At 55.8% G+C, this 13,152-nt stretch carries 9 protein-coding genes; 6 read left to right on the top strand and 3 right to left on the bottom strand.

Annotated elements, in window-relative coordinates:
- Positions 1–67 (bottom strand): carbon storage regulator (locus ABX962_RS16750; protein ID WP_372721189.1); only part of this gene is annotated, 67 nt, incomplete at its 3' end.
- A gap of 702 nt (positions 68–769) precedes the next feature.
- Between ABX962_RS16750 and ABX962_RS16745 the strand changes: the two genes are divergently transcribed.
- Positions 770–1,189 carry a DUF2203 domain-containing protein gene (locus ABX962_RS16745; RefSeq protein ID WP_372721188.1) on the top strand — a complete coding sequence of 140 codons (420 nt, stop codon included), beginning with the start codon at positions 770–772 and terminating at the stop codon, positions 1,187–1,189.
- Between the two features lie 84 nt (positions 1,190–1,273).
- Positions 1,274–1,834 (top strand): NUDIX hydrolase, encoded by a 561-nt coding sequence (locus ABX962_RS16740; protein WP_372721187.1) that lies wholly within the window; start codon positions 1,274–1,276, stop codon positions 1,832–1,834.
- 57 nt (positions 1,835–1,891) lie between these two features.
- On the opposite strand, the gene ABX962_RS16735 is transcribed toward ABX962_RS16740, so the two are convergent.
- Positions 1,892–2,347, bottom strand: a complete 456-nt coding sequence (locus ABX962_RS16735) for a hypothetical protein (protein ID WP_372721186.1) — start codon at positions 2,345–2,347, stop codon at positions 1,892–1,894.
- Positions 2,348–2,941: 594 nt separating this feature from the next.
- Between ABX962_RS16735 and ABX962_RS16730 the strand changes: the two genes are divergently transcribed.
- The 4 genes from ABX962_RS16730 to ABX962_RS16715 all read left to right on the top strand — a co-directional run bounded on the left by ABX962_RS16730 (position 2,942) and on the right by ABX962_RS16715 (position 10,105).
- Complete coding sequence (locus ABX962_RS16730) at positions 2,942–3,475, top strand: hypothetical protein (protein WP_372721185.1); 534 nt, start codon at positions 2,942–2,944, stop codon at positions 3,473–3,475.
- Positions 3,476–3,636: 161 nt separating this feature from the next.
- Positions 3,637–5,355, top strand: a complete 1,719-nt coding sequence (locus tag ABX962_RS16725) for a DEAD/DEAH box helicase (protein ID WP_372721184.1) — start codon at positions 3,637–3,639, stop codon at positions 5,353–5,355.
- A 238-nt stretch (positions 5,356–5,593) separates the two neighbouring features.
- Positions 5,594–8,623 carry a DUF1553 domain-containing protein gene (locus tag ABX962_RS16720; protein WP_372721183.1) on the top strand — a complete coding sequence of 1,010 codons (3,030 nt, stop codon included), beginning with the start codon at positions 5,594–5,596 and terminating at the stop codon, positions 8,621–8,623.
- 9 nt (positions 8,624–8,632) lie between these two features.
- The gene (locus ABX962_RS16715) at positions 8,633–10,105 is read left to right on the top strand and encodes a DUF1501 domain-containing protein (RefSeq protein ID WP_372721182.1); all 1,473 of its coding nucleotides are present in this window, start codon (positions 8,633–8,635) and stop codon (positions 10,103–10,105) included.
- 14 nt (positions 10,106–10,119) lie between these two features.
- Here the strand turns inward: ABX962_RS16715 and ABX962_RS16710 are convergent.
- A partial coding sequence (locus tag ABX962_RS16710) for a choice-of-anchor Q domain-containing protein (protein WP_372721181.1) occupies positions 10,120–13,152 on the bottom strand: 3,033 nt, incomplete at its 5' end.

The following is a 13,152-nucleotide window of genomic DNA, read 5'->3' as shown; positions in this document are numbered from 1 at the left end:
CAACCACGATTCGGATATCGTTGTTGATAACGATGCTCTCGTTTTTCTTTCTTGATAAAACTAACATTGATTCCAGTCCTTTCCTAACCGGCCCTGATTCTTCAAACTTAATTCGCCTACAGTCCCGATGCACACAGTGTTCTCGTTGTTTCGACACAGTGTTTTGGACACAGTGTTTTCGCACAGTGTTTGGACACAGTGCGTGTTAGACACAGTGCCAGAGGGAGGAGAGACATTTGAAGCAGGTGCTTCGCGGATCCCGCTTCCCTGATCTCATTGACTGTGATCATCCACTATGATCATCGCACGTAGGCCGGTTGTGTCCGCAGGATCGCTCCGTGTACGCCCGCTTTCCTGACACAATGAACTCTAAGTCAAAAATAGCATCAGTCAAGGAATTATGCCTTGACAAACCTCGATTTTTGACCTTTCGCCCTCCCAGAGGGCTTGTAGGCCTCCTCAGCGTGGGTCTGATTTCGGCCCCAAAGTTGCTCAAACGCCCTAAAACGAGCATTTTTAGCAGCATTGACCCTGCTCATTTCAAAAGCTGCTTACCGCGCCGTTTTTAGACGTCCCGGAACCATTAGGGCTTTTCGTTCGTCGTACTGTTAGGTAGACACCTCTGTGTGAGTACCGAAGCAGCGTGATTTCTTGAGACAAAATCGAGACTTTCACTAAAATCACAGGCCCCTTCTTCCTCGTGACCGGTTCAAACGAAATGGTTCATGCCCTTCCTAGCAACGACGATTCGAGGCCAACTCGAGGCAAGATGTTTACTCCCGAACGAGCCACCGAGATGCTCCCCCTGCTGCGGATCATCCTACGGGATGCTTTGCAGCTGAACCATTCGATCGAGCGGCAACGGGACCAGATTGCGGGCATCGACCGATTGGCCGAGAGGATGGATCACCCCTCGTATCGCGATGAGGTACACGACATTCGCGTGACCCTGGCCGACGAAGAGGCCAAGTTGGAACAATGCCTCTTGGAGCTGACCGAACTAGGGGTCACACCTCATTTGCCGCTCAACGGAATCATCGATTTTCCCGCGATTGTCAATCGCCAACCTGCCTGTCTTTGTTGGTCGCTCGGCGAGGATTCCGTCGATTACTGGCACGACCCTGGACAAGCCCCCGAATTGCGACGCCCACTGCCTCGCAAAACCTTGGGTACCGAAAAATGCCTGTGACGAAATGGACGAAATGCCAACGTCGATGGCATAACGTGTAAGTCAAGCCACTGCCCCCATGAAGAAGAAACGGATTTCACCGAAATGAATCACGCCGAATCGGATCCCCCCGAAGAATCGATCGTGCTGCGAGGCGCCCGGTTTAACGTTCACGCGATGTCGATCCGCGGCAGCGACGGCAAGACCTATGTTCGCGAAGTGGTTCGTCACCCCGGAGCCGTAGTCATTTTGCCGCTATTGGATGACGACACGCTGGTGATGATCGAAAACAACCGCCCCTCGGTGGGCGAAACGTTATTAGAACTGCCCGCTGGCACGCGAGAACCGGATGAACCCGCCGAACAGACTGCATTTCGCGAGCTGATCGAAGAAACCGGTTACCAAGCAAAATCGGTTAGCCTGGTGCACGAGTTCTATTCAGCTCCCGGAATCAGTGACGAGCTGATGCTGTTGTATGTCGCCCGTGATTTGACCCGCGGCGAACATGCCCGCGAAGCTACCGAACAGATCGAGAATCGCATCGCAAGTCGCGAGGATGTTCGTAGCTGGATTGCCGAAGGGCGAATCCGAGACGCCAAAACGCTGGTGGGTTTGTATGCGTTTTTGGCGGGAACGCTTTCGATCGAGAAGCAAGACTCGAAGTGAGTTTTGCTTCGTCGTTTCACATGGGGGCTCGCAACGCGAAAGCGAGCCGGCTGCGGCTTACGAGTTTTGGATCGGTTGTCCGGTGCCCAGCTGAGCGAGTACTTGCAGCACGCCATTGAGGTGAGCCAAACGGGGTCCGAAGCGATCGACAAATTCGTTGAGCATGAATTCGCCTTCCATCAAATGCTCTTCGTTTTCCAAGATTTCTTCGGTCAAGCTATCGAGGAACCCGGTCTGCACTCGGCTTAGCGTTTCGGCGGCTTGCCGACAGGCACGTGAAAGTTCGGGATTGGAATCTTTCCACTGCTGCAACTCGCCAGCGCGTTGCTTTTGGATTGCCGCATTTTGCTGGATCAAATCTTGCAGCAAACGATTCTGTTGATTCTGGCTTGCCACCATTTGACGCAGCAGTTCGATGGTCAAACGGCTCTCGGAGATCGAAGCGTCGGATCCGGTTTCGGGAGAAACGTCAATACGGAACATAGGCGAGGCAGGTTCCTGGTCGTAAGACATGGGCGTAATTTCCTATTGCGTTAACTGCGGGGGCGATAAAGTCATCGAGCACTGCATAAAAGCACAATGGCAGAGCCATCGCACGCGGTGCGTCAACAAAAATTGCCCGAAAACAAAACTGGCGAACAAAATTTGGAAAAGCGGACGCTGGGAGGCAAGCCGGCTTGCCTCATTTGTCGTGGCATGATGATTGCCCCGAGTATAACCAGCAAAAAATGGAGTTGTCGAGCAAACCGTGCGGACAATCGAAATTTCTAAGCGGGGCGGTGAACTTGCCGAGCTTTCCCCCTAAATCACCTTGACGTCACCAATCCCCTGAATTACCAGACGCCCAATTTACAGATTCAACCGTTAAAGTCGGCAGGACCGGAACGCCGATGAGATCGCTAGGGATCTGCCGCTCCGATCATCCCGCTGTGCTTTGACGCTGAAACAAATCGCGGTTCTGACGCTTACCGAGCGGCGATCCAATCGAGGCGGAACCGCAAGAGATTGCGGTAACGGCTCTCCCGATGGCCCTGCGGTACCACTGGGGAACTTCTCGTTCGTTATTCACCAAGCCCACTATCCCTCATTACCCCTGCTAAGAACTGAATGCCCGATCCGACCAACCCGACGATTGGATACTTTACGGTGGTTCAAGATGACCGCACCGGTTGGACCGGAGGGTTGTTGATTTTGAACCGCGGTGGTCGCCCGGTAGAGTTTCAGTGCACGTTGCCCGTTCGTCCGTCTCGGGCACACGAGATCTTGTTCGGCACCACGATGCGAGACCATTTGATTGGCGAAGTGATCGGTCCGATGCTGGTCACCAAATGCCGCACCCCCTTATCGCTACTGTGTTGCGACCAAATCGAATCGCTCTCGCTGAACTCGCGAGGCGAAGTGCCCGTGGCGCTCGTTTCCGAAGCAGCCGAAGGCGACGAGGGGCCGATCACCAGCGACATGTTGACCGGATCGTCCCAAGTCACGCTGGTCAACGCAACGCTGCACGTGCCACTGGAACGAGCCAGCGCAGTAGAAACGCTGGCGAAACACTTCGAAGACATGCCCGACGCGATCGAGCCGTTCGAGCGAATCCGTGAAGCGATCCGCGAGGCCCAGTCGCAAATTGCGCGTGCAGCTTAACGCTGCGATAATCAAAGACATTTAGGTAGCCGAAGGCGTGCGTTTGGATCGTGCTGAAGTAAGATCGCACGAACGCCTTGACGACTTCCGCTACGCCCCAACCGACTGCTGCGAAAGTTTTAACGACTTCCGCTACGGCTCTAACCGACACAAAGCCCCTTATGTTGAACGTCGAGATTAACTCGCAAGCAAGTTGGTGTGAGAGCGATCTGGTTCCCACGGGCACTTACGAACTAACGATCGACGCCATCGAACCGCGTTCGCTGCCGATCCGAGTCTCGCCATTGACAGCACGTGTCACGGGATTCTTGTTCCCCGAAGCGAACCAGTGGGTCCCCCCGAACGCAAAGCCTGCGGCACCGGGCAACGAATCGAGCAGCGTGAAGATCGCCGAGGCAACGAAAAAGAAACCGAAGGTGGATCGCAAACGGCATCGCATCAAACCGCCCAACGACGTCGTTAAACTGCAAGACCGTTTGTATTACTTGCTGCAGCCGCCACTGGATCTTTTGGTCGGCAGCGGCCAATTGAACTTCCCCTTTGAACCGTTCCCTTATCAATTGGATGGGATTGCGTTCATGTTTCCCCGCTTTGCCTGCGTCTTAGCCGACGAGATGGGGCTGGGAAAAACGATGCAGGCGATCAGCACAATTCGCTTGCTGCTTTGCAGTGGCGAAGTGCGAAGCGTCTTGCTGGTATGTCCCAAGCCATTGGTTTCAAATTGGCTGAGAGAGTTCCGTGTTTGGGCCCCCGAGATCCCCGTCGTTGCGATCGAAGGCAATGCAGCAAAACGCGAGTTCCAGTGGCGTTCGCCGGAGATTCCCGTCAAGGTTGCCAATTATGAATTGTTGATGCGTGACAAGGAAACGGTGCTCGAGAGCGGATTGCATTTCGACCTTGTCGCACTGGATGAGGCGCAGCGGATCAAAAACCGCAACAGCACGACCAGCGAGATCGTCAAGGCGATCCCGCGAACCCGATCATGGGCACTGACCGGCACCCCGGTGGAAAATTCGCCTGACGATTTGGTAGGCATCTTTGAATTCCTTTCGCCGGGATTCTTGCAAATTGGGATGCCGATGCCACAGATGGCGGCCGCCTCACGCGAGTACATTTTGCGTCGCACCAAAGACATGGTGCTCGACGATATGCCGCCGAAACTGTATCGCGACGCCGAGTTGGATCTGACGCCCGAGCAGTGGTCGACGTACGAGCAAGCGGAATCCGAAGGGGTGATTCAGCTCGAAAAGCTTGACGAGATGCTGACGATCCAGCACGTTTTTGAATTGGTGCTGAGACTGAAACAAATCTGCAATTTTGATCCGGTCTCGGGCAGCAGCACTAAACTCGAACGTTTGGTCGCCGACATGGAAGAGGTTGCCGCGAGCGGGAAAAAGGCGATCGTGTTTAGCCAGTGGGTCAACAGTATTGACCAGATGAAACCGGCACTCGAACGTTTTGGACCGCTGGAGTATCACGGCCGAATCCCGCACAAACAACGCGAAGGGGTGATCGACAAGTTCAAAAACGATCCCGACAGCCACGTGATCTTGATGAGCTACGGTGCGGGAAGCGTGGGGTTGAATCTGCAGTTCTGTGAATACGTCTTTTTGTTTGACCGTTGGTGGAATCCGGCGATCGAGGACCAAGCGATCAACCGAGCGCATCGGATCGGGGCCAAAGGTGCCGTCACGGTGACGCGGATGTTGGCCATGAACACGATCGAACAACGGATCGCGGCAGTGTTGGACCAGAAACGCGAAATGTTTGATGCATTGTTCTCGGAACAGGGAGGTCCGGTTGCAGCCGGTGGACTTAGCCGCGAAGAGATCTTTGGTCTGTTCGACCTGCGTGCTCCCTGCGGCAAAAAGGTCGCTTGATTCTATAGATCAGTGTCGTTTTGATTTGCGGCACTGTTTGATCTGCGGCACCGTTTGCTCAGAGGCACTGTGATAGCGAGAAACCACTCGGGGGCTGCAAGATCCTGTTATACTGACAACACCTCACCCGCGAAGGGCCGTTGTCACCCCCGCCTTCGCTGCCGCCCAGTCCGCGTCCAGGAAAACGTATCACGTGTTTCCCGCAGCCTACCTATCCCTGTGTCGCTTGCCCTGCAGCGTGGCATTGTCGTTTTCGCTGGCTTGGATCGCTGTAACCTTGGCGAACGCACCGTCTGGTTCCGCGGCGCCACCGTCGCTCACCACCGCAGACTCCGTCGACTTTGCCACCGACGTCGCTCCGATTCTGGAATCGCACTGCTTAAACTGCCACAACGACGTCGATCGCAGTGGCGACCTTTCGCTGACGACCGCAACCGCCTTGTTTGATAGCGGAGCGATTTCAGCCGACCTTGGCACTACCAGTCGGTTGATCGAAATGATCACGCCGATCGATGGCAGTGCGGAAATGCCTCAGGATGCTCCGCCGCTTTCGCAAGCACAAATCGATGTCCTGAGCCGATGGATCAGCGGCGGCGCGGTTTGGCCTGATGATGTCACGCTCGCGCAACCATCTGTGTCCGATCTGGAGTGGTGGTCGCTACGCCCCATCGAAGCACCGCGGATCGACGAGAGCGAACGCGTCCATCCGATCGACGTGCTGATTGATGCCAAGTTAAACGCAAACGGGCTTCGACCGGTCGGTACTGCCGATCCGACAACGCTGGTCCGCCGGCTGCATTACGATTTAACCGGACTGCCACCCACGACCGCTGAAATCCACACGTTTTTGGACGACGCAAAAACCGATCCCGAAAGCGCCTTCATCACGCGGGTGGATCGTCTGCTGGCTTCGCCCCGTTTCGGTGAAAAGTGGGGGCAACGTTGGCTCGACGTCGCTCGCTATGCCGAGACGCATGGATACGACAAGGACAAACCACGCACCAACGCGTGGCCTTACCGCGACTATGTCATTCGCAGTTTTAATGACGACAAACCCTATTGGCGGTTTGTCCAGGAACAAGTCGCCGGGGACGCATTGTTCCCGGGCGAACCCGATGGAATTATCGGTCTGGGATTCCTCGCGGCGGGCCCCTGGGATTTCATCGGGCACACCGAGGTGGGCGAAGGAAAACTCGATGGACGGATTGCCAAACATCTCGACCGCGATGAAATGGTCTCGGCCGTGTTCAATGTTTTCATGAGCACGACGGTTCAATGCGCCCAGTGTCATCATCACAAGTTTGATCCGATTCGGGCAGACGATTACTACCGATTGCATGCGGTATTCGCCGGGATCGATCGAGCGGATCGTGTCTACGCCGGGTTGTCACCGGAACAAGAACATCAACGACGGCAATTGATCGAACAAATCGCGGCTCTGGAAAAACAGCAAAGCGAAATTCAGTCCGAACGAGATCGTGTGATCGGCGAGCCCACCCGAGCGCTGGATCGTCGCATCGAGGAACTGATGCAAAAGCACGGAGTGGAGCAATCGGTTGCGTTCGGCTACCACAGCCAAATTGAACACCGTCAAATCGTCTCGGTCCCGGACACGCCCAAGTGGGTCCAACTGGATCTCGGAGAACCTCGTTCGATCGCCCTGATCCGCTTGACACCCGCATTTGACAATTACAACGCGATTGGGGCAGGATTTGGATTTCCGCTGCGGTACCGCATCGAAGTTTCCAACGACGAACAATTTGCGGATGCATCGGTACGCTGCGTTTTTGACGCGAGCAGTGAAGACCAACCGAATCCAAAGTTTGAGCAAATCGTGGCTGAAACATCCGGGCCAGCCTTTCGTTTCCTGCGTGTGACGGCAACCAAGTTGTCACCGCGAAGCGGTGATTTCATTTTTGCGTTGGGCGAAATCGAAGCGTTGGATTCCCAATCGGGTGAAAACGTGGCGTTGCATGCGACGGTCACCTCGCTTGACAGCATCGAGGCCAAACCGCGATGGAGTGTTAGCAATCTGACCGACGGCATTGCTTATCGCCGAGTCGAGGGTGAATCCGCGATCACGAAGCTGATCCAACTGCAACGCGATCGAGCGAGGATAGTGCGAAACTTGGATACGGCTCGCTTCGAATCACGACTGACAAAGATCACTCAGTCGCTGAGCGATCTGCGAACCCAGCAAAATCAATTTCCGGTGGGTGCGAAGGTTTACGCGGCGGCAACTCACTTCGATGTGCAAGGAAAATTCAAGCCAACCGAGGGCAAACCTCGCCCGATCCACTTGCTGCACCGCGGTGACCTGCAATCCCCGCTCGAACGGGTCGATCCGGGGCTTCCGGTGCTGTGGAATCCGAAATCGCCCTCCGCATGTGCCGCCAAGGACGCAAACGAGACGGACTCGCGAGCCTGTTTAGCTCGCTACCTCACCGCACATGACAACCCGTTGGTTTGGCGGAGCATCGCCAATCGACTTTGGCAGTGGGTGTTTGGCCAGCCGCTGGTTAGCACCCCAAATGATTTTGGCCGGATGGGGACGCTGCCGACGCATCCCGAACTGTTGGATTACTTGGCGACCCGACTGCGAGACGATCCTCGACAATCAATCAAGGCGATCGTGCGATTGATGGTCACCAGCGAAGCCTATCGCCGAGCGAGTTTCGCGGATGCACACAATGTTGCGATCGATTCAAACAACACGCTGCTGTGGCGATTCAATCGTCGCCGGTTGACCGCCGAAGAATTTCGTGACTCGCTGCTTTCGATCAGCGGCGTGCTGCGATTGGACGATCGCGGGGGCCCGAGTTTTCAAGATTTTGTGATCGAGAAACCCCAGCATTCCCCTCATTATGAATACCATCTTCACGACCCCGACGATCCCAAATCGCATCGACGCAGCATCTATCGTTTTGTTGTCCGCAGCCAGCCACAGCCGATGATGACAACGCTCGATTGTGCTGATCCGTCGATCAGTGTCCCTCAGCGTGATGAATCGACCACGGCCCTTCAAGCGCTGACGCAGTGGAACCATCGCTTGACCGAGGCGATGTCGAAACAATTTGCGACGAGATTGACGTCGACGAGCCCATCCAACACGACGGACCAACAAATTGACCTCGCCTGCCAATGGATGTGGGGGCGTCATCCTAGCGACGACGAGCGAACGATGCTGCGTGCATTGATGCAAACGCACGGCGAAGCAACGCTAGCGCGAGTGATGTTCAACACCAGCCAATTCATTTACGTCGAGTAACGAGTCTCCATGAACAACCTTCGCTCTCACCTCACCCGACGATCATGGATTGGCAATGGGCTTTCGAGTTTGGCGAGCATCGCGTTTGCGGATTTGCTAAACCGCGATCATGTGCAAGCCGAAACAACCCGCTCGACGACACGACGGCATCATCCCCCGCGTGCTAAACGCGTGATCCAGTTATTCATGGCGGGTGCTGCCAGCCATGTGGACACGTTTGATTACAAGCCGCTACTAAAAACGCAACATGGCAAGCCATGGGATCCGGGTGAACCGGTGGAATTGTTCCAAAGCACACCGGGAGCATGTATGGCCAGTCCGTGGCAATTCAATCCCTATGGTGAATCGGGCAAAATGCTCAGTGACATTGTCGCCCCCTTGGGTGACGTGGTCGACAAGATCGCGTTCATTCACAACGTGGTCGCAAAAACGGGCGTCCATAGCCAAGCGACGCTGCTGCAAACGACTGGTTTCCAGTTGCCGGGCTTTCCAAGCGCCGGATCGTGGATCTCCTATGGACTGGGCAGCGAGAACGAGAACCTACCCGCCTTTGTCGTCTTACCCGACCACCGCGGATTGGCGTCTAACGGAGCCAAGAACTGGGCCAATGCATTTTTGTCGGCCGAGCACCAAGGCACCGTCATCCGTCCTGGGGACGAGACGCCGATTCGTGATTTATTCGCTCCCGAAAGTGATTTCATCACTCCCGGCAACGACGTCGCTGGCCTGGAAACGCTTCGCCGCCTGAATCTCGCCTACGCAGAAAAGCGGGCTGACGATGACCGGCTTGCCGCGCGAGTGCGATCCTACGAGCTTGCCGCAGCGATGCAAATCAGTGCTACGGATGCACTGGATGTTTCTGCCGAACCGCAATACATTCGTGCGATGTACGGGCTTGCCGATGAAGGTTCACGGATCGACGACTCGGTCATCAACAGCAAAGCGGAAACGGAATTTTTTGGCCGCAAGTGCTTGGTCGCTCGTCGCTTACTTGAACGTGGCGTTCGTTTTGTGCAAGTTTGGAGCGGTAATGACAACGGGCATCCCCGTCGCAATTGGGACAGCCACGAAAATGTCCAGCGTGATCACGAACCGTTGGCACGCGGGATGGCCACCGGAGCCGCGGCGCTGATCAAAGATTTGGAACAGCGTGGGATGCTCGAGGACACGATCATTTTATGGACGACTGAATTCGGACGGATGCCTTGTTCGCAAGGCAGCAAAGGCCGCGACCATAATCCGTTTGTATTTACCAATTGGTTGTGCGGAGGCGGTATCCAAGGTGGCAGCTATGGGCCGAGTGATGAGTGGGGATATAAACCGCAATCGAGTTCACAGCGTACCGAGGTCTACGACATCTACGCGACAATCCTGCATCAATTAGGAATTGACCACACGCGGTTGGCGGTGCGAAACAATGGGATCGATCGCCGCTTGACCGACGTCCACGGCCACGTGCTGAAGGAAGTCATCGCCAGCTGATTTTGGCAACCCTATCAAAACGATTCAAACGCGTCGTTGCTGGCAAAAAACGCATCGAGGGTGGAATCGAGTGACGATTGTGCGTCGGCGGTCTTGTGCGGTTCCGTGACCGCGATGTGAACCGATGGATCGGGCGATTGCACCTCGGATGCCTCTGCGTTTTGCCAAGCTGACTTTGTCGGCATTGTCGCGACGGACGTTTCCACCGAGACGATCTCTTCGCCTCCGACGAGTCGCCGCAAATCAAACATGTCCAACCACGGCGTTGCTGCCGTGATCGCAATGTTCAAATCGGGTCCGCGTTCGAGTCTTGCCAATGCATTGATCACCTGCAACGCGTCAAACGCGGTCACAAATCCATCGCCGCTGACGTCAAAGTAACGATTGGGCCAATCGATCACAGCGAGCGGATTCTGCAAACGTCCGTCTTCGAACGAATAGGTTCTCGAATCGAGTTCGTTGATCACCAGCAGGGCATCCGCGGCGGTAATCAACCCATCATTGTTCGCATCGGTTTTGCGAATCAGGTTTTGCCAGGGCAAAGGCAACCCGACTTCGATCACTCGCGGCAGCGGGTTACGTTCATTCACAAGCGATCGCAAAAACACTCCGTTGCGAACCCGCGTTGATCCCATCCGCCAATCGGCCGGCTGGCGGAGCCGAATATTGCCGCCCGCGAAACTGCCCACCTGGATCGATTCGCTCTGAGGCGACAAACGCGATACTGAATCGGCATCGATAAACAAATTGGACACCGCGTCTTCGGCAAGCTGGATAACTTCGAAATTTCTCGTTTGATACAAATCATCCAACAGACTCGCGGGCGTCGTCGCGGTCAGAAACTGAAGCGTATTCCTGCCACTGCCGCCGTCAAAGCGAAGATCGATTGAATCGGTAAGCGATTCGGGATCAAGATCAAGTCGAAACGTTTCGTCGTCGGCGGTGCCAAGCACGAGCACCGTTCCCATTTGGATCACCAACCCGTCGTCGGTCGACGCCGATCCGATCAGCGAACTTTCAAAACGAATCCCGTCTTCGTCGCGAGTGACAAAGAAACCCTCTCCGAGTGAACTCGAATTGAACGCCACGGTGCTTTCGATTAGCGTCACGGCGACGTGGCTGCCAGCAATCCCGCCTGCGGAACCCGAGGCGTGGTTCTCGCTAACCTTGCTGCGAATCAAGTCAAGCGAACCGCTACCGATCACAATCGCGCCCCCTCGAATCGTGGCAGCATTCCCCGTGACTACCGAGTCGTGCAGCCCGATGTGAGCGTCGCTAGCGAAGATAGCGCCCCCCAAGTCGGCATTACCACCGGTCAGCGTCACTGACTGAAAATGGACTCGAACGCCCGCCTCGACGATGGAAAAAAGGCGACTCGTTCCCGCAGCGTCGATGATCGTCAGCTCCGAACTGTGGCCGGCGAAAACGACATCGTCTCGAATCTCGATTGCCCCGAGTCGAATTTCCAGCGGCGAGACAACCGACGGAGCGAATCGGACTTCGAATTCACCGGGGGTTGCGTTGGCGACGGCGATGGCTTCGCGAAGACTCATTTCCAGATTCGCAGGATCAGCGGGATCGGGGTCCGCTTGGTCATCGGCGGTCGTCACGATCACGACAAGATCACTCTCGGTTTGTCGCTCGTAAGCCCCGATATCAACACCGCCTCCGACATGACGCGTATACAGACTTCCACGTTGATCGGTCGTGGCGACCGCATGCAAACTTGGGTCTCCCGCATCGATCGCCAAAGACAGCGGAGCCAACCCGTGCGTGGGAGTGGGGCCACCGTTCATCGCCAATGGCTTCAGAATCTGCTGGACCGGAATCACGCCGCGCCCCTGTGGTGATGGCTGCCCCACAATATTCGAGTCTCGTCCGTGATCGATCCCGCCAGCGGATGTGGGATCCCCGATCAAATTGAACGAACCGGTAAACGTGCCGCCCAGCGCCGACAACTCGTTACCCGTTGTCGCTTCGTTTCCAGCGACAATCGAATGGGTCAGTGTCGTCACCGCGTTGGCTGAAACGATGCCGCCGCCCTGGGCATCAGCGAGATTTCCCGAAATGGTGCTCTGCAAAATTTCAGCCGTCCCGGTGAACTGCAGCAATCCACCGGCATCCGCCGAGGCGTGATTCCCCGAGATCGTACTCTGATTGATCCGGCTCTGATTGCTCAGCGTCAAACCGCCCCCAAAGCGGGCTTGATTGTGATCGATCGTGCTGTTTTGGATCACGGTTTGGCTGCGAACTGCCGAGTAAACGCCGCCCCCAAGCCCGTCGGCGGTATTTCCCGTGACGCGACTCTGCTGTAGCGTCAAGTTCTCGGCCGACCAGATCGCACCGCCACTGCCTGAGACGCCCGTTCCCCGTGCGTGACCGCCACTCAGTTGCAGATCGCGAATCACCACATCAATCGAACGATCCGAATCACGGTCGTCAATCGTAAACAGTCGCGAATCCCCATTGCCCTCGATCGACAAACGTGACGCGCCAAGTCCGACCAATTCCAAGTCGTCTCGGATAACCAATTCGCCAAGCGACAACTGGATCACCCCGAGTGTCAGCGACGGATCAAACTCAATGCGATCGATCCCGATGCTGGCGTTCGCCAAATCAATCGCTTCGCGAAGGCTGAGGTCCGACGGGTCGCTGACCAACGCATCGGCATCCCATTCATCGTCGAGCGTCGTTACAACAAACCGATTCGTCGACAAAGATTGCAACTCATACGCCCCGATATCCAAATCGGTATCGCCAAACGCATCGGCCCCGCGGGCAAAAACGCTGCCGCGTTGATCGCTTGTTAACACGTTTCCAAAATTGTCGACGGCTAACGAGCGACGGGCCGCACTGATGGCGGGATTGTCAACTCGATTGACCAACGCATGCGTTTGCGTGACGCCACCGTAGAAATCAAGCGGCTTCAACACGGTCGAAAACGGCAACGGAACAGGTCCACCGAAACCATCATCGCGTCCCAAAACGTTCTCACTCTGCAGCGCCGGATCGAGCCCACCGCTGGACGACGGATCCCCGACCAAGTT

It is taken from the genome of Novipirellula sp., from assembly GCF_041583735.1.
Lineage (GTDB): Bacteria > Planctomycetota > Planctomycetia > Pirellulales > Pirellulaceae > Novipirellula.
This window is presented reverse-complemented; position numbering and strand designations above follow the sequence as displayed.